The 19,311-nt window shown below is 58.9% G+C and carries 16 protein-coding genes; 5 read left to right on the plus strand and 11 right to left on the minus strand.

Going from position 1 to position 19,311, the window contains the following annotated elements:
- Nucleotides 1-11 precede the first annotated feature (11 nt).
- A complete protein-coding gene (locus tag ACRRQW_RS12710; protein WP_438481833.1) occupies nucleotides 12-1,817 on the plus strand; it encodes a DUF885 family protein in 1,806 nt (601 codons plus the stop codon).
- A 16-nt stretch (nucleotides 1,818-1,833) separates the two neighbouring features.
- Here ACRRQW_RS12710 and ACRRQW_RS12715 read toward each other — a convergent pair whose 3' ends face one another.
- The 4 genes from ACRRQW_RS12715 to ACRRQW_RS12730 all read right to left on the minus strand — a co-directional run bounded on the left by ACRRQW_RS12715 (nucleotide 1,834) and on the right by ACRRQW_RS12730 (nucleotide 6,653).
- Nucleotides 1,834-2,607, minus strand: a complete 774-nt coding sequence (locus ACRRQW_RS12715) for a hypothetical protein (protein WP_438481834.1) — start codon at nucleotides 2,605-2,607, stop codon at nucleotides 1,834-1,836.
- 122 nt (nucleotides 2,608-2,729) lie between these two features.
- Complete coding sequence (recQ, locus tag ACRRQW_RS12720) at nucleotides 2,730-4,556, minus strand: DNA helicase RecQ (RefSeq protein WP_438481835.1); 1,827 nt, start codon at nucleotides 4,554-4,556, stop codon at nucleotides 2,730-2,732.
- Between the two features lie 11 nt (nucleotides 4,557-4,567).
- A complete protein-coding gene (locus ACRRQW_RS12725) occupies nucleotides 4,568-5,716 on the minus strand; it encodes a DNA glycosylase AlkZ-like family protein (protein WP_438481836.1) in 1,149 nt (382 codons plus the stop codon).
- A 121-nt stretch (nucleotides 5,717-5,837) separates the two neighbouring features.
- The gene (locus tag ACRRQW_RS12730) at nucleotides 5,838-6,653 is read right to left on the minus strand and encodes a hypothetical protein (RefSeq protein WP_438481838.1); all 816 of its coding nucleotides are present in this window, start codon (nucleotides 6,651-6,653) and stop codon (nucleotides 5,838-5,840) included.
- 94 nt (nucleotides 6,654-6,747) lie between these two features.
- Here ACRRQW_RS12730 and ACRRQW_RS12735 point away from each other — a divergent pair, with 94 nt between their 5' ends.
- On the plus strand, nucleotides 6,748-7,053 hold the full coding sequence (locus ACRRQW_RS12735) for a hypothetical protein (protein WP_438481839.1): 306 nt from the start codon (nucleotides 6,748-6,750) through the stop codon (nucleotides 7,051-7,053).
- A gap of 154 nt (nucleotides 7,054-7,207) precedes the next feature.
- Nucleotides 7,208-8,695, plus strand: a complete 1,488-nt coding sequence (locus tag ACRRQW_RS12740) for a PhoH family protein (RefSeq protein ID WP_438481840.1) — start codon at nucleotides 7,208-7,210, stop codon at nucleotides 8,693-8,695.
- Between the two features lie 9 nt (nucleotides 8,696-8,704).
- Here the strand turns inward: ACRRQW_RS12740 and ACRRQW_RS12745 are convergent, their stop codons facing one another.
- Genes ACRRQW_RS12745 through def form a run of 3 tightly spaced genes read right to left on the minus strand, consistent with a single transcriptional unit; the run spans nucleotide 8,705 to nucleotide 10,458 of the window.
- Entirely contained in the window at nucleotides 8,705-9,325 is a 621-nt protein-coding gene (locus ACRRQW_RS12745; protein ID WP_438481841.1) for a DUF6580 family putative transport protein, read from the minus strand.
- Between the two features lie 9 nt (nucleotides 9,326-9,334).
- Nucleotides 9,335-9,886: a cob(I)yrinic acid a,c-diamide adenosyltransferase gene (locus ACRRQW_RS12750; RefSeq protein WP_438481842.1), complete on the minus strand. Its 552-nt coding sequence runs from the start codon at nucleotides 9,884-9,886 to the stop codon at nucleotides 9,335-9,337.
- A gap of 2 nt (nucleotides 9,887-9,888) precedes the next feature.
- The gene (gene def / locus ACRRQW_RS12755) at nucleotides 9,889-10,458 is read right to left on the minus strand and encodes a peptide deformylase (RefSeq protein WP_438481843.1); all 570 of its coding nucleotides are present in this window, start codon (nucleotides 10,456-10,458) and stop codon (nucleotides 9,889-9,891) included.
- A 73-nt stretch (nucleotides 10,459-10,531) separates the two neighbouring features.
- Between def and ACRRQW_RS12760 the strand changes: the two genes are divergently transcribed.
- Nucleotides 10,532-12,208, plus strand: a complete 1,677-nt coding sequence (locus tag ACRRQW_RS12760) for a hypothetical protein (protein ID WP_438481844.1) — start codon at nucleotides 10,532-10,534, stop codon at nucleotides 12,206-12,208.
- Between the two features lie 39 nt (nucleotides 12,209-12,247).
- On the plus strand, nucleotides 12,248-13,633 hold the full coding sequence (locus ACRRQW_RS12765) for a hypothetical protein (RefSeq protein ID WP_438481845.1): 1,386 nt from the start codon (nucleotides 12,248-12,250) through the stop codon (nucleotides 13,631-13,633).
- 127 nt (nucleotides 13,634-13,760) lie between these two features.
- Here the strand turns inward: ACRRQW_RS12765 and ACRRQW_RS12770 are convergent, their stop codons facing one another.
- From ACRRQW_RS12770 to ACRRQW_RS12785, 4 genes are all read right to left on the minus strand, one after another.
- Nucleotides 13,761-14,795: a glycosyl hydrolase gene (locus ACRRQW_RS12770; protein ID WP_438481846.1), complete on the minus strand. Its 1,035-nt coding sequence runs from the start codon at nucleotides 14,793-14,795 to the stop codon at nucleotides 13,761-13,763.
- Nucleotides 14,796-14,819: 24 nt separating this feature from the next.
- The gene (locus ACRRQW_RS12775) at nucleotides 14,820-15,305 is read right to left on the minus strand and encodes an asparaginase domain-containing protein (RefSeq protein WP_438481847.1); all 486 of its coding nucleotides are present in this window, start codon (nucleotides 15,303-15,305) and stop codon (nucleotides 14,820-14,822) included.
- Nucleotides 15,306-15,319: 14 nt separating this feature from the next.
- Entirely contained in the window at nucleotides 15,320-16,540 is a 1,221-nt protein-coding gene (locus tag ACRRQW_RS12780) for a nucleoside monophosphate kinase (protein ID WP_438481848.1), read from the minus strand.
- 120 nt (nucleotides 16,541-16,660) lie between these two features.
- The gene (locus ACRRQW_RS12785) at nucleotides 16,661-19,264 is read right to left on the minus strand and encodes a DUF3656 domain-containing U32 family peptidase (RefSeq protein ID WP_438481849.1); all 2,604 of its coding nucleotides are present in this window, start codon (nucleotides 19,262-19,264) and stop codon (nucleotides 16,661-16,663) included.
- Nucleotides 19,265-19,311 lie beyond the last annotated feature (47 nt).

The following is a 19,311-nucleotide window of genomic DNA, read 5'->3' on the forward strand; positions in this document are numbered from 1 at the left end:
AAGATAGCCGCATGCTTTCCCGAATTTTAATTGGATTCGTGTTCATAGGCGGAGCGGTCGTGGCAGCCGACGATTTTCGCCACGGCCAGCCTTCGCAATCCCAACGGCCCGCCGCGGACTACGTGCCCGACCTGACCTCGCTCGTGAAGCCGCAGACGAGCGAACTGCGCGAACTCGTGGAGCGTTTCACGCGCGATCGCGACGGCTTGCGGATCATGAATCCAGTGACGGGCTCTCCGCTGCAATTGAAGCGGATGGAGGAATTTTATCGGGCGTGGGATCAAAAACTCGACGCGTTGCCTTACGAGCCTTTCGGCGTCGAAGGCCGGATCGACTGGCATCTGCTTAAAACGGAACTCGCATTCCAACAGGAGTTGATCGGGCGTCAGCGTGTGCGCATGCAAGAGATGGAACCCTTGCTGCCGTTCTTTAATCAGCTGGCGGAATTGCAGGAAAAACGTCGCGAGTATGCGCGGCCCGAAGCGAAAGCCAGCGCGGCGGTGCTGGCCGATGCGCGCGTGCAACTCGAGGCTGCGCGCAAGGCGCTTGAAGCGGGATTGAGCGACAAATCCGCGGAGGTTTCGATTAAGCCGAATCGCATCGTGGCGTTGCGCGCGATCAACCAACTCCAAGCGTCCAGCCGGCAACTCGGAGATTGGTTCAAACATTACGATGGCTACGACCCGGAGTTTGGCTGGTGGACGCGCGAGCCTTACAAGCGGCTCACGACGGCGATGGACGACTACAGTAAATTTCTCCGGGAAAAAATCGTCGGCGCAAAACCGGGCGAGGATGAACCGATTGTCGGCGACCCCATTGGGGCGGCAGGGCTCGCGGTCGATTTGAAGCATGAGATGATTCCTTACACGCCGGAGCAGCTTATCGCGATCGCGCAGCAGGAATTCGCGTGGTGCGAAGCGGAGTGGAAAAAAGTCGCGCAGGAACTTGGGCTCGGCGACGACTGGAAAGCGGCGCTGGAGAAAATGAAACAAGATTACGTCGAGCCGGGCGACCAGCCGCAGATGATTGCCGGGCTGGCTTACGAGGCGGTCGATTTTATCACGAAGCGCGACTTGCTCACGGTGCCGCCGCATATGATCGACGATTGGTATATGACGATGATGTCGCCCGAGCGGCAGAAGGTGAGCCCGTTCTTTCTCGGTGGTGACCAGATCATCGTCTCGTTCCCGACGGACACGATGGATCATGCGGACAAGTTAAACAGCTTGCGCGCGAACAATCAGCATCTGTGCCGCGCGACGGTGTTTCACGAACTCATTCCCGGACACCACATGCAGGGCTGGTATACGGATCGTTACAACCAGCACCGTCAGCTTTTCTACACGCCATTCTGGATCGAGGGCTGGGCGTTGTGGTGGGAATTTCATCTATGGGATCTCGGATTCCAAAAGAAGCCGCTTAATCGCGCCGGCGCGCTGTTCTGGCGCACGCACCGTTGTGCGCGGATTATTTTCTCGCTGAATTTCCATCTCGGAAAATGGACGCCGGAAGAGTGTATCAATTTCCTCGTGGATAAAGTCGGCCACGATCGCCACACGGCGACGGGCGAAGTGCGGCGTTCGTTCAACGGCGACTATTCACCGCTCTATCAAGTCGGTTACATGATGGGCGCGATCCAACTGCGCTCGCTCTACGCGGAAGCGGTCAAGAGCGGGAAGATGACCGAGAAACAATTCCACGACAGCGTGATGGTCGGCGGCAGCATGCCGATCGAGATGGTGCGCGCGCACGTGCTCGGGTTGAAACTTCCGCGTGACTACCAATCGTCGTGGAAATTCGCCGACGAGAAACGCTGACGCTAGCTGTCGCGCTTCAGGCGGCCGGACGGCGCTGGTTCAGTTCGCGTAGGCGGATGAGAAGATCGGCGGTGGAGAAATCCGTGGGCCAACCGTAAGACGTGGAAACGGCACGCACGAGTTTGTCGGCGTCTTCTTCGCGCACCGCGCGGACGATGTTATAACGCAGTTCCTGCTGCATCGCGGTCAGCGAACCGAGCGGCGCAATGGGCGACCAGGGAAAAGGAAAGCTTTCGAAAGCGAAATTCGGTTGCGCGGATTCGTAGTGTGCATCCCACCACTCGGAAAATTCGCGCGATTGCAGGATGCCGTGGGCGAAATCGTCATCGCGGGCGATGGCGATCAAGGATTCATCGGGCAGCCAGCCGCCTTCCGCCCACGCCCACGCAAGCGTCGGGGCAACGCGTGGGCCGGGACGCAGTGTCACGAGGTAACGATCCAGGCGTCCCATGGAAATGCGCATGGCGTTCGACGCGTGTGGATCGAGCCACCAGTTTTCTTTTGGTTCGCCGCTCGGCACACGCTGGCGAAGCAGCGCTGCAGGGCCTTCATACAACGCGACTTCTTGTTCGGTGAAATGAGGCGGAAAATAGATCTGCCAGCGCTTGCGTGAGTGACCGGATTCCCAGCCTACATACCCGCGCAGGACGTCGGCGTTGCTGCGACCGGAAGGGTTGGTCGTGGTGCGAAATGTCTCTGCTTGAAACTCGTTGATGAGGGCAGGGGCCCACGCTTGTTCTCCGGTAAAAACAAGATTCAGATTTTCTTTGAGACGGCGGACTGCGGACATGCGCGCAGATTGCGGGTAAAGGATGCTCCGCCAAGAGGCAAAATGGCCGTACCACCGTTTTCCAACTAACGCCGGATTTATGCAGTGCGCGAAGAGCTGCTCGTCGAGCGGATGCGCGGGCGTTAGTCGAACTTCATGCGCGGATTAGATTTTAAGAAATCGTCGATCGCCCGCGTGAAGGTGTCGCCGAACTCTGCGCGCTTTTTCTCGCCGACGCCGGTGATGCCTTCGAGCTCGGCGAGGCGCGTCGGGTAGGCTCGGGCCATTTCGCGGAGCGTGGTGTCGCCGAAAACGATGTAGGCGGGAACGCCACGTTCGTCGGCGAGGCGTTTGCGGACTTCGCGAAGTCGGGCAAAAAGAATTTCGTCGCACTCGATGTCGCCCTCGCGACGCGCGACGCGTTTGGCTTTGGGCAGGGCGAGCGGTTTGGTCAGCGTGATTCTTTCGCGGGCCACGAGCACGCGCCGACCTTCCTCGGTGACTTCGAGCACGGGGAATTCGCTGTCCGCTTGCGCGACGTAGCCGAGGCGCATGAGTTCGCGCCCGACGGCGGCCCACGCGGGGCGGGCGAGTTCTTTGCCGATGCCGTAGGTGGTGAGGCGTTGGTGATTCCAACGGGAAATCTTTTCGGTGTCGGCACCGGTGAGGACCTCAATGATGTGGTTCATGCCGACGCCGTGCTGGCCGGCTTGGCGGATGCGGTAGATGCATGAGAGGAATTTTTGCGCGACAATCGTGCCATCGTAAGTTTCGCGCGGCTCGTTGCAGTTGTCGCACGCACCGCAGTTATCCAAAGGAAAAGTTTCCGCGAAATACTCGAGTAGTTCGCTCCGGCGGCAGCCTGAACTTTCGGCGTAGTGCATCATCTGGCGCAGTTGGGCGCGGGCGACGGACTTTTCGTGTTCGTTGGTGATCTCGTCGATGAAGTGCGTTTGTTTGGCGGCGTCACCGCCACTGAAAAGCAGCAAACAATCTCCGGGTAGCCCGTCGCGGCCCGCGCGACCGGTTTCCTGATAGTAGCCTTCGATGTTTTTCGGAAGATCGTGATGGATGACCCAGCGGACGTTGGGTTTGTTGATGCCCATGCCGAAGGCGATGGTCGCGCAGATGATCTTGGTGTTGTCGCGGAGGAACGCTTCCTGGTTGCGACTGCGTTCAACCACATCGAGGCCGGCGTGGTAAGCGCGGGCGGAGAAACCGCGGCCGGCGAGCGCCTCCGCGATGCGTTCCGCGCCGGCGCGACTTGCGCAATAAATGATGCCGCTCTCGTCTTCGCGCTTGCGGACGAAATCGATGATTTGTTTCTGCGGCTGATCTTTTGACAGGACGCGGTAGGTGAGATTCGGGCGATTGAAACTTGCGACGTAGATTCCCGGGTCGCGCAGTTTCAGGTGTTTGATGATGTCGGCGCGCACGCGTTCCGTGGCGGTGGCGGTGAGTGCCATCAGCGGAATACCCGGGAGTAGTTCACGGAGTTTAGAAATCTGGCGATACTCCGGACGGAAATCGTGGCCCCATTCGGAGACGCAATGGGCCTCGTCGATCGCGATGGCGGTGACGTTCCAGTTTTTTAGATTCTCCTGCCAGTTATCGAGCATGAGCCGCTCGGGCGCGACGTAGAGCAGCCGCCACTCGCCACGATGGAGGCCGCGCAGGCGCGAACGCGATTCGTCGGCGGTGAGCGTGGAGTTAAGGAAAGTTGCGGCCACGCCGACGGCTTGCAGTTGGTCGACTTGATCCTTCATCAGCGCGATGAGCGGTGAGACCACGACCGTGAGACCGGGCTGAAGGAGTGCGGGCAGCTGGAAACAAAGCGATTTGCCGCCGCCTGTCGGGAGTAACGCGAAGACATCGCGGCCGGCGAGAGTGGATTCAATAATCTCGCGTTGGAGCGGGCGGAATTCGTTGTAACCGAAAGTGGTCTTGAGAGTGAGCTGCAGGTCGTCCACGAAAGGAAAAGTTATTTAAGTCCAAGCCAGCGAGCGAGGGTGCGGATAGCGTCGGCGACTTTGTGACCGCGACGCACAGAGCGCCGCATGATTTTGAGTTTCTTGGTTTCACGATGGGCTTTGGGATCGACGTGGCCGACGAGTTCATGACCGGAGAGAATCGGCAAAGCATAGTAACCGCGTTTGCGTTTCGCGGACGGCGTGTAGACTTCCCATGTGTAGTCGAATTCCCAGAGCGCTGAAGTGACTTTGCGGTCGTAGATCAATGGATCGAGGGGAGCCAGCAGCAACGGCTGAGCCGTTGCCGGAGTTGAAAGTTGAAGTTTGGAAGTTGGAAGATCGAACGAGGAAGTGAGCAAAGGCACATCCTCGCGGAGACAATAGAGCGGTGCGCTTTTGAGGCCTTCGATTTCCACGCGTTGAATCAGATCGGTGATGGCGGTGGCTTCAGCGCGTTTAAGACTGCTGAGGCGACGTTGGCGGAGTTTGAGCAGCGCGTCCCAGCGAGTAGTTTGGATTTTGGTGGGCGCGGGGAGTTCGAGGATGTGCTTCGGAATTACGCGGGAGGGCAGGTCGTAATAGCGACGGTTGGATTCGCTGCGGCGTGCGATGAGCAGTTCGCCGTGGAAAAAGAGTTTTTGGAGCGTGGCTTTGACGAGCGTGGCCTTGCCCCAGACGGAGCGGTGATTGCGGCCGTGGTCTTCGAAATCCTCGGAACTCATCGGGCCGCGCTTGGTGATTGCGGCAAGGAGAATGGGCGCGAGCGTTTTTTGCTTCGGGGTGAGTTTGCCCGACCATGCGCCGTGGCGTTTGGTGCGGGCGCGCATGATGGCTTGCAGGTGCGGCCACGCGTCGACGGGGAATGCGACGAGGATGTTGGTGGACGGAATGTGGTGTTCGAACGCAGTGCGCCTCTCGGCGGGCAGGATTTCCGCATGGCCGTGCACGTGGCGCATCAAGTCACCTTCGCGGTAGTCGCGGACGCGGTTGCGCAGGATGAGATCGTGCATGCGACCGGTGACGTTGATCGGGTCGATCTGGACATAGCCGTGGTGGGCGAGGGCGGTCGCGACGTCCGGCACGAGTGCATCCAGCAGCAACGCGCGGCGCATGAAGCGGCGGGCGGTGGCGGGCGTAATGGTGAGTGCGGTGGCTGACATTTGGCGTGCAACTATGATCCCCGTCTTCGCCGTTGGCTACGACGCGGTTGCTTTTCAACGAGCGAAAAGCAAAAAGGCCGCGCATCCAAGCGCGGCCCGTGGTGGAAGCGATACTGTTTTCTTACTTCGGCGGCGTGGTGGCTTGCGCTTCCATCAGGCGGCGGTCCAGGGCGTTCATTTCATTGACGAGACGTTCCTCGACTTTCTTGCGCTCGGAGCTGTTGACGATGCTCAGATTGGCGGCGTCACGCACCACGTTGGCCGGCAGCGAGAGGAGGCGGGTGATGAGGCCCTGATCCTTGAAGCTGCTCAGGTAAAGCGCGGTGATCTCGTGAGAGAGCTTGAGCGAATCCTGCGCGATCGTCTGGGTGGCCACGAGCTGGTTGTTCAACTCTTGGTTGCGGGACATCTCGGCGGTGAGGACGCCGCTGATTTGGTCAGAGATGCGCTGGCTGTAACCGTTGATGGAATCGCGCGTGAGATTCTGGTCGTTTTTCATTTCCGCGAGGATCGGCGAGATCTTGTCGACCATGCGGCCGGAGACTTTGTCGACTTGCTCGTTTTGGATCTTCTCGGCTTCCTCGGCGGTCTTCGGGAGCTGGTTGTAAGGCTGAATCTTGAGCGCGATCGCTTCGGCGAGCTGGTTGACCTTCTCGGCGTTCATCTTCGAAACCTCTTCGTCGGTCATGAACACGTCGGCCTGACGCTTGGAGATCGCGTCTTTGAGGAGTTGGTTGACCGACTCGATGTGGCGGCGGGTTTCCTCGGCGGAGGCCTTCATTTCGGCGTTGGTCTGTTCGCGCAACGAGGCCAGTTCGGTCTGATTTTTTGCGGTGAGGTCGGCGACGGTTTTTTGGTAGAACCAGAAAGCAGCACCGATAACGAGGATCGCAGTCAGGATGACCGCAGGGAGTTGTTCTTTAAACTTTTGCCACATAGGGTAAGTTGGTTGTGAAGTGTGGAATCGGGGACAGGGATAGCAGCTGAATGTTCAAAAGCAATGCCGCCGTGCCCCACGCAAGCCTGTCATCATGAGTCTAAATCGCTACGAACAAACTCTCTTCGATTACGTCAACGGTCACCCTGACGAGCGCCGGCATTGGCACGCGAAAGTGAACGAGGTCGCTCGCTGCTTCGGCGCGCTCGGAGAAAATGCGCGCATGCTCGAGCGCGATTTGTGGGATTATTTTGTGGAGCGAAGTGCCCACGTGCCGCGTCTGCGTGAATTAAATTTCGGCGCCGGGCAGCGCGTGAGTCTGCTCAATCTGGCAGAGTATCTGCTCAGGGTGTGGGGTCCGCCGCCCAAACCGAAAAAGCCCGCATTACCTTTCGAGTAAAAGTCGCCGTCAGTTCGTCACGTGGTTTTTTCACAATTTTCCAATTAATACATTTACAAACGGGCCAAGCGGATACACCTGTTATTCACAAGTTGTCCACTAAATGGAAAACACTATAAGCTCGGTCCAAAATTCACCGCAGCATTACGTAGAAGTGAGAGTTAAGACCTACGTTCTGGATACGAACGTCTTGCTGCACGACCCGCAATCGATCTTCAAATTTGAAGACAATAACCTCGCGATACCGGTCGAGGTGCTCGAAGAGCTCGACGGTATCAAAGGCGAGCAGTCCTCCGAACGAGGGCGCAACGCACGTCGTGTGCATCGAATTTTGCAGGAACTCCTGCCGGATTCGCACTCGATGAATGAAGGCGTCAAGCTGCCGACCGGCGGCACGCTTTCCGTCATCATCAACCGTTATCTGGTCGAGAACAACTGGTCGTCGCCCGCCATGCAGCGGCTGCGCGCCGTGCTCACGGATTTCACGAAGAAGGACAATCGCATCATCGCGAGCGCCCTCTTCGTGCAGGAAACGAATCCGCCGCCGACGATTCTCGTCACGAAAGACGTCAACGTGCAGCTTAAAGCCCGTGCGGTCGGGCTCGAAGCGGAAGATTATCTCAATGACAAAGTCCCTGAAGCGCTGACGGACGATGACGATTATCCTGTGCTCGATCTCGATGTGTATGAGATGCAGCGCTTCTGTTCCGAAGGTGAACTCCTTTTGCCAGAGGAGATGGTCGCACGCCTTTACCTGAACGAATATGTGCTGCTGCGCACGCCCGAAGGCAAAACGATGCCCGGGCGTTACTACGGCGAACGCGTCGTCAAACGGTTGCACATTCCGGATTTCGTCAAGGCGCCAGGTGGCATCCCGATCCGCCCGCGCAATCTTGAGCAACAGTTTTTCGTCGACGCCCTGATGGACGACTCGATTTCGCTCGTGACCTGTTTCGGCAAAGCGGGCACCGGGAAAACGCTGCTTTCGACTGCGTGCGCGCTGTTCCAGACAACCGACGAACATTCGAAATACGACGGTCTCTCCATTTCGCGTCCGGTGATCGCGCTCGGCAAGGACATCGGTTTCCTTCCCGGCACGATGGAGGAAAAGATGAAGCCGTGGCTGCAACCTTACCACGACGCACTCGAAGTGCTGATGCCTTCGAAGCCCGCGAAAGAACCGCAATTCGCCAGCAAGAAAACCGCCAAGAAAAAGAAGAAGCGCGACGACGTGATTGCCATGATGGCCTCGCCGCAACCTTCGCACGGCGGCAATCACGGCCATGGCAACGGCGCGCCGGCGATTAAACCTTACGAGCGTCTCATTAAGAACGGAGTCGTGGAGATTGAAGCGCTCTGCTTCATCCGCGGACGTTCGATCGCGCGCCGGTTTTTCATTCTCGACGAAGCGCAACAGCTGACGCCGCACGAAGTGAAGACCGTCATCACGCGTATTTCCGAAAGCTCCAAACTCGTGCTCATCGGTGATCCTGCACAGATCGACAATCCTTACGTCGATTCACGCAGCAACGGTCTCGTTTATTGCCACAACCGCATGAAAGGCCAGTCGATCGCCGCGCACGTGAAACTTTCGAAAGGCGAACGTTCCCGCCTCGCCGAACTCGCGGCCGATCTGCTTTAAGCGGATCGGTCAGTCCTTAGCTTCGACTTCGCCCGGCTTTTCGTCGGTCGACTCTTCCGTTTCGTCGTTATCGAGCAGGCTCGGTTCGCCTTTGCGCTTGGCGATGCACTCCATGATGCCGGCAAAGAGGCCTGTAAACATCAGGTCGCCGAAGAGGGTGTTGCGGAAAAAATAAACGGTGGGCGGATACTCGGGATGTCCGACGGTCAACGCCTGCCACCACCCGGCAAAAGTTTTCGCGTAGAACGCATCCGAGGCCCACGACTGCGTATTCGTGACGATGTAAAATAAGATTGCGCCGAGCAAGGCGCCGTTGAGGAGGTTGAGCCATGATTTGCGCTGGGAAACCCAGAGGCCGATAAAAAGTGCGGCAGCGAAACACGCGGTGCGAGCAATCGTGCCGCTGAGCGGCCAGGTGAAACCATACTGCGTCGCGTAAAAATGATTGATGTAGAGATCGGATAACCCGACCGCGGCGAACGGCACGAGCCACATCCAGCGGTTCCGGAAATAAACTGCTCCACAAAACGCGATCGCCATCACCGGCGAAAAATTAGCCAGCGCCAGCTCCGTGGTCGGCACGAGCCGATACAGCGCAGCGAGAACGATCAGGATAAGAGCGACGATCACGGCGGGACTTTAGGCTTCAGCCTCGCGCGCCATCAACCACAGAAGGTCGGACACGCGGTTGAGAAAACGCAGAATCAACGGCCGGATCGTTTTCCCGTGCGCGCTGAGTCCGACGAGGTGGCGTTCCGCGCGGCGCGCCGCGACTCGCGCGAGTTCGAGCGCGGCGGAGTGCAGATTTGCGCCGGGCGTGGCCCATCCATCGAATTTTGGCTGGCGCGATTCAATCATCGCGACCAATTGGTCGACGCGGGCGAGGGCAGCATCGGCTAGTTTCGCAAAATTCGAACTGGCGTGGCGTGCGCTGTCGGTTTCCGCGTAACTCACTTCGCCCATAATGGTGATGAGTTCCTGCTGAATCGCTTCGAGATCTTGCTTCAATGCGTCGCCCGGTTGCGTGGCCTTCGCGAAACCGATTGCGACATTCAATTCATCGAGCGCGCCGATCGCTTCGATTTGCGGATGATTTTTCGCGACGCGTTGACCGTAGAGCAGGCTCGTCGTGCCGTCGTCACCGGTGCGGGTGGCGATGGAGCGCGGGGAGCGGCTGGCGGCATCGGACATCGTCAGGCTCTTTTCGCCGCTTCGCGCGTAGCTTTTTTCAGCGCTTTAATGTCAGCGTCGATGCTCGCGAGCGTCTCTTTATCCATGTGGTCGATAAACAGCACGCCGTTCAAGTGGTCGACTTCATGCATCACGCAGCGCGAGAGCAGACCATTGCAACGCATGAGGTGCGGGTGGCCGTCGAGATCTTGAAATTTAACCGCGATCTCATCCGGCCGCACTACGTCGCCGCGAATCTCAGGAAACGACAGGCAGCCTTCTTCGTAAACCGTTTCGTGTTCCGGGACGATCGTGACCTCAGGATTCACCAGCGCCAACGGCATGAAAATTTCCATCGGCGGATGCGCGCCATCGTATTCCCAATCGAAATCAGGATCGGCGTTCCGCAGATCGAGCACACACAATTGGATGTCCTGACCGATTTGTTGAGCGGCGAGTCCGATGCCATTTGCCTCGTGCATCGTCTCCACCATTTCCGCCGCAAGCGTCTTGAGCGCAGGAGTAAAGGCAGTTATCTTCGCGCCTTTCTTGCGAAGGATCGGGTTGTTAAAGTGAACAATTTTGAGGGACATGGGTCTTGGGTAACGTGCGCAGGGTATTTGTCGGCGCAACCACGCAGCAAATAAAAATCTGCACTCTTACCGTATGTCTCAATCAATCAATTCGCCTGCTTCGTCTTCGGCTTCGGGCTCACGTTCTCCGCTTTGGGTGATGTGGCTCGTCGTGGGATTGGGGCTTCTCGTGGTCGCCTGGCTTATGCCGGTGAATGTGAAATCGCTCAACACTGCGCTCTTGCGTGAGGCCGGACGCGACACGCCAACCGTGTCTGGATTCGGCAGCGATTTACTTGCGATCGATAAACCCGGTCCCGCCGCGCTTGCGCTCGAAGCGGCCCGCAAAGTCGGCGATCCCGGTGCGGAAACCTTTGCGAGCGTCTACGATTCTTTTGCGAAACAACACCGCGATATGATGCCGTGGGGCGGCTGGGACGTCGCGCTCGAACCCGTGCTCGTCGGGCGCAACGCCGCTTCGTCGTCGGAATCGCAACCCGTGTTGCAATTCATGGTGACGGCGCAAGCGCGCGATAATCTCCGCCGTTATCTCGCCGTCTCGCGCCTGCCCGCGGTGCAAACTCTTTTGAAAACTGGCGCGGTCGCCGGCACGGTGCGTTTTGTGCCCGCGAATCGGCCGGGCGGCCAGCCGCTCGACGCGGTCGTTTTGCTCACCGCGTATCTTTGGCAAACCGAACACCTCTCCGCTTCGCTCCAACGCGAAGTGCGCACACTCGCCGAAACTGCCGTGCAATCCGGCCAGCTGGGTGAACTCGAAGATTTTTATCTCGATATTCTCACGCTCGGCAAACGCCTGAATTGGGTGCAGCTCTCAGAATTGCTCCGCACGACGGGAAGTCTCGCGACGGTCGGCCAGTTTGCGCACCTCACGCGGGTTGCGCCGGAACATCTGCCCGTAATTTATACCTCCGCGCTGATGACGAAGTCTGCGGACAACGTCGCGCGCTACCTCATCACGTATGGCCAGCCCGGCGCAGAGAGCTTGGAGAAAGCGCTGTCATTCGGCCAGGGTGCGGTGACTCAACTCGTGCAACGCCAGGCGCCCGTTGCGGATAACGCTTCGCATTTCGAATTCGGTGCGTCCTTCGCGCTGCGTCATCCGGAACTCGCGTTGTTCTTAAAATACGCGGCGTTTCTCATCGGCGTCTTCTTCCTGATTCGCGCGATCGACGCCGGGCTTTTCCAGACGATCGAGTCCACCTTGCGCGGGGCCTTTCCGCGAATGGGCAGCGGAGCGATCGCGATCATCCTGACCTTTATTTTCTTCGTTTTTTCCGAGCCCTTCCTGCTGAAAGCGGCGCCGGTTTCGGACTACAAAATCAAATTATCAATTCCTGTCATCGGCAGCGTCACCACGCCCGCCGCAACTGAAGCTTCAACCACCGTAACTCATATGGACATCTCCACCATCCTCTCGATCACCGCGTTCGCGGCGCTCCAAGTCGTCATGTATGTCATCTGTCTAGTCAAGATAGCCGACATCGCGAAGCAACAGCTCTCGCCTTCGCTTAAGCTCAAGCTCATGGAGAACGAGGAAAACCTTTTCGACAGTGGCCTCTACATTGGTATCGCCGGCACGGCCACGGCGCTGGTGTTGCAAGTGCTCGGGCTCATCGACGCCAATTTGCTCGCCGCGTATTCGTCCAACTTGTTCGGCATCGTGTGTGTCGCGCTCGTGAAAATCCGCCACGTCCGTCCCTACAAACGCCAGCTTATCATCGAAAGCCAGCACGCCACCGTCACGGCCTAAACCCGTGTCGCTTAACTTCAACCCACAGGACGCTGCCTCATGAATAAGACGCTCCTATTAATTATGTGCGACTTCATGTTGCTCAATCTCCTCGCGCTCACGCGTTGGGAGAAAGCTGAGCCACAGAACACGCAATTAGAGACGGCTGCACCGCGTTCCGCGCAGAACGCTCCCGCTGTGAATGCTGACATGGTCGAACTCATGCGCATTTCCCTAGAAGACGAAAAAACATCGCGCGAACAACTCGCCAGCCAACTTGCGACGACGCAAGGCTCGCTCTCCGAGCGCGAAAAAAACCTCGCCAATCTCGAGCAACAGAAGGGCCAGCTCCAAACCACGCTCGCCGCGACGCAAAGCAGCGCGAAGGAATTGGAACAACGTTTCAGCGCCACGTCGCAAGAAGCCGCGATGTCGCGCGAACAGCTCGCTAAACTTCAGCGCGAACTCGAAGAACGCCGCGCCGAAGCCGAACGCCAGAAAACCGAGCTCGCCCGCATGGAGCGCGCGAATGCGGAGGCGCGACAACGCATCGAGGGCTTGAATGTGGCCGTGAAAGTGGCCGAGCAGGAAAAAGGTTTGCTCACGCAAAACCTCACCGAAGCAAAATCTCAGATCGAGGTTGAGCGCGTGGAACGCGCCAAAGTTCAGGAGCAAGCCGCGACGCTGGGACAAAACGTTGGCCAACTCGCCGCCAAATCGGGCGAACTGAGCAAAGAGATCCGCGACAATCGTCCGGTGAATCCGAATATTATCTTCAGCGAGTTTCTGAACAACCGCGTGAAGACGAACATCGTGGCGCGCCGTCCGGGTATCTTTAGCCCGAACACCAAGGGCAAGGACACGCAAACCGTGTTGGTGAGCGATGGCACGAGCACTTACGCCCTCATGCACATCAGCGACACGCCGTTTACGTTGAGTGAAACCGCCGCGGAATACGATCAAGTCACCGGGCAGCTTAATCGCGGTGCGATCAATGTGCCTGTGAATCAGCTGCAGTTCCTGCAACTCGATCCGCGCTTGATCGCCGTGCCGGTGGATACCTCCGTCACCGCCTTGTTGGGTGGAAAAGTTTACCAGCTCGCGAAAGAGCCGTTTAAGTTTCCTGAGGCAGTTCTCGTCCGCGCCGATGACGGAAAATACGGCGACACCGCGCTGCGTATCGACCAAGCGAACCCAAACTACTTGCGTCTCGATAATAGGATCGTGACGCGCTTGTTCGGGGAAATTTCGCCAAAGCGTGGCGACTTGGTGTTCAGTAAATCCGGTGAACTCATTGGCATGATGGTGAACAACGAGTATTGCGCCGTGCTGGGTAATTTCACGCCCGCGGCGACGTTGAATACAGGCACGCCGGAGCCGAAGACGAGCAGTGTGCTCGGCGGCGCCTACTCGCGCCTCATGCGCCTGCCGTTTAAGCTGCAGTAAGCGCTCTTTCCCTAGCAGTTTTCATCTTCGAGCCGCCCGCGTAACCGCGAGCGGCTTTTTCATGTGCGCTCTCATTGGACGCGGGGCCATCAGCCCCGCGCGGCTGATGGCCCCGCCTCCATTGGTTTTATTTGGGCGGCGACAACTTCACGTAGGTCGGCACGTCGCGATCACATGAGAGCACGCCATCTTTTTCGAAAAGCTCGACGACTTGGATCGAGCTGCGCCGTAGTTCCAGCGACTCTTTGTCTTCCGGCTTGATGGTGCCCGCGCGGCCCGGATGCGTGAAGTAAAACAGGAATGCGCGGTCGCCACTCACGACCACGCAAGGATGGCCGCCGTTGACCCCGTCGTCGGGGCCTTTGCCACCTACTTCGAGCAGGTTGGTCGGCTGTGCTTTCCACGTCAGCGCGTCGTCGCTGCGGTAAACGCCGAGACCTTTCCACAGATCGACGAGCATCCAGGTTGTGCCTTTCCAGTTGAAAACAAACGGGCCTTCGCCCGGTCGTTCGCCCACGCCGCGGACTTTGCCTTTCTCGACCCAGGTGAAGAGATCCGCGCTGTCGGCGTAGTAAATCGATTTGGCGTCGCGCTCGTTGTTATACCATAGGCGCCACGTGCCATCAGGGAGGCGGTGCACGCCGGCATCGATCACGCGGTCGGACGCGAGTTCCAGCGTCGAGCGATAGTCCCATTCGCGCAGATTTTTGCTCGTGAGGTGCACGATGTTGCGCGGGTGTTTCCAATCTTCGAAAATTCCCGGCACGATCGTAAGAAACATGTGCGCAGTGCCATCGTCTGCGACCACGACCTCGGGCGCCCAATAGGTTGGCTCTTTCCCGCCCACGCTTGCGGGCACGTTGATTTTCGCTTCGCCGGTCGCCGCCCAGTTCGCGCCATCGGCCGATTCAGCAATGCCGATAGGGGTGCCGTGCACCCAGGCGACGCCCGAGAGCCCCGGGACATTGGCGCGGCGATTCGTGTAGAACATCCACCAGCGTTTCGCGGCGGCGTTCCAGACGACCACCGGATCGGCGGCGCCGTCGTAGTGCGCGTCGCGAAACAACGGCTTCGGTGCCAGCGTGCCGTTCGGCGCGGCAAAAATGGAAACGCACGACACTGCGCACAGCGCAGCGAGGAGAAAACGGGGGAAAGGCGTCATGGGGTAGCGTGACGCTACGCCGAATCACGCCTTGGGTTCAAAGCGACTTTCCGCGCGATTCTTTCTGACAGTATGAGCCGGCGCGATCTGCCCGTTCATCGCGATGTAGATTCCTGCAGGCAACACCTGTAGCGCGCCGACGGCACATCCGAGATTAAACAACGCGTCGCTGGTGCGAAAACGCGCGGGCAACATCGAGCCGGTGAAGACAATGACTTTGTCTTTGATCGTCGCGAGGGCGGCGGCGGTTTCCGTCATCGTGTCGGTGCCGTGGGTGATCAGGATGAGTTTTTCTGGCGATACTTCCACGCGTTCGCGGATGAGCGCACGATCCGCGTCCGTCATCGCGAGGCTGTCTTTGCGCGTGACCGATTCGATGACGTATTCAAACGTCACGTTGGCTTCCTTGAAGAGCGGTTCGACTTGCGGGTCGCCGACATCGTAGCTGCTCGCCGCGTCGAAATAGACTTTGTCGATCGTGCCGCCGGTGGAAATGACTCTCAAGCGCATGACGGGAGAAAGGGTTAACCGCGGCGGATTTCCGAGCCTTTGAAACGAATGATCGTGCGATAAACTTTCTTCAGGCGGCAGGTGATCTTGCCGGTGTGCACGTCAAAGTGATCAGGGATTTCGATGCGGTGAATGTCGACGACCGCATGGTAACCGCGCTCCGAAAAAATATCGATCAACATGGCTAGCGCGGGTGGTTCGTCGAAAACTGCGTCTTCGCTGTTGATGTTCGCGTGACCGGAAAGCGCGTGGCTTTTGACGATCGGCATCATTTTTTTCTCCACGACCGTCACGACGCGTTGGAAAACTTCCGGATGGTTCAGCTCGTAGCCGTCGAGGCGCTTGACGAGTTCCTGGCGCGCATGCACGACGATATCGCTCGCGAGTGGCAGCATGCGCAAACGCGCGTAGGTGCGGGGATCGAGCTCCAGCGAACTCTGGTATTCGAGTTCGACGACGATGTTTTTCTCGACCTCCTCCAACGTGCCTTCGGCGTTGATGAGGTGATAGTGGAAAATGTTTTTGAGCGAGAGCAGCGCGTCCCACGTTTGTTCTTTGAAGACGCGGTAGCGGCGGCGGGCGAGTTTCTCGTCGAAGTCGGTGACGCGTTCTTCCTGCAATTCACCCTGACCGGTGCGACGCACTTCGTCGTTGTAGGCTTTCACTTCTTGGCCGCGTTTGAGCTGGCGTGCGACCGATTCGCGTTCGTCGACGAAAAGCACGACGATCTGCATGACCGGCTGCCGAAAGTGAATCGCCAGCGGCGTGCCGTGAAACTCGCGCCAGAGCTGCGTCATGCGTCCGTTTAACATCTTCAAACACTCGACCTGCACTTTCGTGCGCGGGAAGCCGTCGAGGATGACGCCATCGCGATATTCTTCGCGGAGCAAACGGCGCAAGAGCACCGCGAGCACTTCGCGATCGCCGATCATGTTGCCGGCGTCTTTGATCCGCTTCATCTCCGGGGTGTCGAGCAGCGAGCTCATCACGATCGGTTCGCAAGTGAGGCCGCGCGTCTTGGCGATGAACGCCGTGTTCGTGCCTTTGCCCGCGCCCGGCGCACCGCCGAGCAAAATGATTTCTTTCGGGAAGCGCAGGTGTTCGCGTCCGAAATGAGATTCGAGATCCGCCCAGATCGGCTCGAAAATAATTCGAGCGTCTTTAATTTCGAGCTCCGCCGAGGAGGCAGTGTTCGGGAGTGGGGCGGGGGCAGTGGGTTTCGGGAGCTCGCTCATGCAAAGGTGGCCCGAACGGTAGGGCGGGCGCTTTGAGTGAGGCGACTAAAATTAAGGGGTTACCCGGTAATCGTCGGTTTGGCTTAAGCCGCGAACATCTGCGGTGAGTCCTTCGGCACTTTAAACCGAGCCCTTACGCGGCAGCACGCGCGCGGGGGTTTCCATCTGGCCGCGGGTCACGCCGAGCTGGTTGATGAGTTTCAACTCCCGCCATAAATTCGAGCCGCTGAGCTGGCCGCTGATCAATTGCTGGTAACTTTTCACCGTGCGCGTGACTTCGTCGGCGTCTTCCGTGAGGAATTCCACCCGGAAGCTGCGCGCGCCCAGCGCCATGAGTTTCGAGGCGTATTCGGCGCCGGTTTGCGCGCGGCTGTTATAGACGGTGTTGCGGCAGCCGGCATCGGCTTTCAGCGGATGCTCGGCCCCGACCCGGTCACGCAACGCGACGCGGTGTTTATCACACGGGCGGCCGCAGTCTTTGTAGTCTTTGCCCGACGAGAGAAATGCGCAGAACACGCAATGCTCCATGTGAAACATCGGCATGTGCTGGTGCAGCGTGATGTCGAACCACGCGCCCGGCGCCGATTCGAGCAGGGCCTCGAGTTGCGTGATGTTGAGATCGTAGGACGCCGTGACGCGCTCGAGACCGTGATGATTAATGTAGTAATCGGCGGTAAGCGGGTTGGCGACGTTGAGCGAGAAATCGCCGCGGCGACGTTTGTCGGCGAACCATTTCAAGTGATCGTAGTTGCGCACCAAGTAACCATCAGCCTCGGACGACAGCACTTGTTTGATAATCCACTCTTCGCCCGGTTTGAAGACGCGCGGCGATGCGACCCAGATCGTAGCGCTTGAATCGCTGCCACGCAGTTCGCGGAACCGCGTGACGGCGTCGCGGTAAAGTTTTGGGTTTTCAAACTCGCAATAAATCGTGCGCGCGCCGGCTGACCATGCGGCGTCGAGCTGGTGCAGTTCGCGAATGACCACAATAATTTCAGGATCCGAGGTAGGGGCGGTTATCCCTAACCGCCCTGCATCGACGCTCTCCGAAGGGCGGTTAGGGATAACCGCCCCTACCTTAGGATTGATTTGCCAGCGTTTCGGCGTGGCCCGTTGGGCTTCGAGTTCCACCGCGACACGGCGCCGCAGTTCGTTGAGTTCTTTCACCGGGAGAATCACGTCGCCTTCGAGATGATTCTGCAGCGAGCCGAGCTTGAACGGGGTGCCGCCGAGGCGGCCGAGTTGGTCGGTGAGGCGTTCGGTGGTGAGCGGTTGTTTCTCGGCGCGGGCGAGCGGCATCGTCGACGCCGCTTGGGCCACGTGGCCTTGTTCGTCGCGCGCAAACAGGGTGAGCGCCGTGCCCTCGGCGCCGTGGACTTCGAGCAAAATGTCCTGACGAAAACGAATCTGGTCGCCCTCAAACGTCTGGCGCACGCGGCGGTCGAGTTCGGGATCGTTGGTTTTCCACACGCGATCCCCGACGTTGACGCGGGAGAAATCGATGTCGCCGCGCCCGAAGCGCAGCTGCGTTTCGCCGTTGCGCGGATCGGCGAAGTAGATGCGCCCGCCTTCCTCTTTGGCGTCGGGGCGACCGGCGTCGAACACGATGCCGTCACCCGGTTTGGCGGGTGCGGTGAGTTTAAGCGTGACGAAATCGTTGCCCACCTGCGTGACGCGGCCGAGGTAAACACCGCGCTTTGTGCCGAAACGGGCGTGCGCAAGCTCCTGGTTTTGAATCCCGCGAAACCATCCGGTGTAGAGTCCGCGCGAAAAGCCCATTTCCAAATCGTAGAGCGATTCGCGACGCACCGTGGTCATCACTTCATCCTCGGCCACTGGCGTCGGCCCGAAAATTTCTTGCATCACCTTGTCGAGCGCCTGGCGATACACCCGCGTGATGCTCGCGACGTATTCCGGATTTTTGAGGCGGCCTTCGATCTTCAACGAAGCCACGCCCGAGCGCACGAGGTCCGGCAACACGTTCAGCCCTGACAGATCCTGCGGGCTCAATAGGTAACGTCGGTCCCCGAGATCGACAGTGGCCCCGTCGGAGACGAGTTCGTAAGGCATGCGACACGCCTGTGCGCACTCGCCGCGGTTCGCGGAGCGACCGCCGAGCGATTCGCTCGTCAGGCATTGGCCGGAGTAGGCGACGCACAACGCACCGTGCACAAATACTTCCAGTGGCATCGAGGTGCCCGCCGCCATTTGCGAGTCCCGGATCGCGGCGATTTCTTTGAGCGAATTTTCGCGCGCGAGCACGACGAGATTCGCGCCGAGTTCACGCGCGAATTCCACGCCGGCGGCGCTGGTCACCGTCATCTGGGTCGACGTATGGATCGGAAAGTCCGGCGAAATCCGACGAATGAGCCGGCAAATCCCGACGTCCTGCACGATCGCCGCATCCACGCCGGCGGCGATGATTGCGCGGAGATACTCGGCGGCGGATTCGATCTCGTTGGCGAAAACGAGGGTGTTGAACGTCACGTAACCGCGCACGCCGCGCCGATGGAGGAATTCCATGAGCGCGGGCAAATCGGCGACTGTGAAATTCTTGGCGCGCATGCGGGCGTTGAATTTTTCGAGGCCGAAATAAATCGCATCCGCGCCATTCTCGATGGCGGCCTTCGCGCATTCCCAGTCACCGGCGGGCGCGAGCAACTCAGGGCGCGCCAAAACGCCTGGTTTTACGGCGGGATTGGGCAAAGTGGCGTTCGGTTGCATGCTGTCGCTGTATTCAAGACTGACGGAGCATCAACCTCTTAAAATAG

Source organism: Oleiharenicola lentus, assembly GCF_051660365.1.
GTDB classification, from domain to species: domain Bacteria; phylum Verrucomicrobiota; class Verrucomicrobiia; order Opitutales; family Opitutaceae; genus Lacunisphaera; species Lacunisphaera lenta_A.

Coding starts and splice junctions, on each gene's coding strand:
- ACRRQW_RS12710 (WP_438481833.1), top strand. CDS start 12: ATGCTTTCCCGAATTTTAATTGGATTCGTGTTCATAGGCGGAGCGGTC.
- ACRRQW_RS12715 (WP_438481834.1), bottom strand. CDS start 2,607: ATGTCCGCAGTCCGCCGTCTCAAAGAAAATCTGAATCTTGTTTTTACC.
- ACRRQW_RS12725 (WP_438481836.1), bottom strand. CDS start 5,716: ATGTCAGCCACCGCACTCACCATTACGCCCGCCACCGCCCGCCGCTTC.
- ACRRQW_RS12730 (WP_438481838.1), bottom strand. CDS start 6,653: ATGTGGCAAAAGTTTAAAGAACAACTCCCTGCGGTCATCCTGACTGCG.
- ACRRQW_RS12735 (WP_438481839.1), top strand. CDS start 6,748: ATGAGTCTAAATCGCTACGAACAAACTCTCTTCGATTACGTCAACGGT.
- ACRRQW_RS12750 (WP_438481842.1), bottom strand. CDS start 9,886: ATGTCCGATGCCGCCAGCCGCTCCCCGCGCTCCATCGCCACCCGCACC.
- def (WP_438481843.1), bottom strand. CDS start 10,458: ATGTCCCTCAAAATTGTTCACTTTAACAACCCGATCCTTCGCAAGAAA.
- ACRRQW_RS12760 (WP_438481844.1), top strand. CDS start 10,532: ATGTCTCAATCAATCAATTCGCCTGCTTCGTCTTCGGCTTCGGGCTCA.
- ACRRQW_RS12765 (WP_438481845.1), top strand. CDS start 12,248: ATGAATAAGACGCTCCTATTAATTATGTGCGACTTCATGTTGCTCAAT.
- ACRRQW_RS12770 (WP_438481846.1), bottom strand. CDS start 14,795: ATGACGCCTTTCCCCCGTTTTCTCCTCGCTGCGCTGTGCGCAGTGTCG.
- ACRRQW_RS12775 (WP_438481847.1), bottom strand. CDS start 15,305: ATGCGCTTGAGAGTCATTTCCACCGGCGGCACGATCGACAAAGTCTAT.
- ACRRQW_RS12780 (WP_438481848.1), bottom strand. CDS start 16,540: ATGAGCGAGCTCCCGAAACCCACTGCCCCCGCCCCACTCCCGAACACT.
- ACRRQW_RS12785 (WP_438481849.1), bottom strand. CDS start 19,264: ATGCAACCGAACGCCACTTTGCCCAATCCCGCCGTAAAACCAGGCGTT.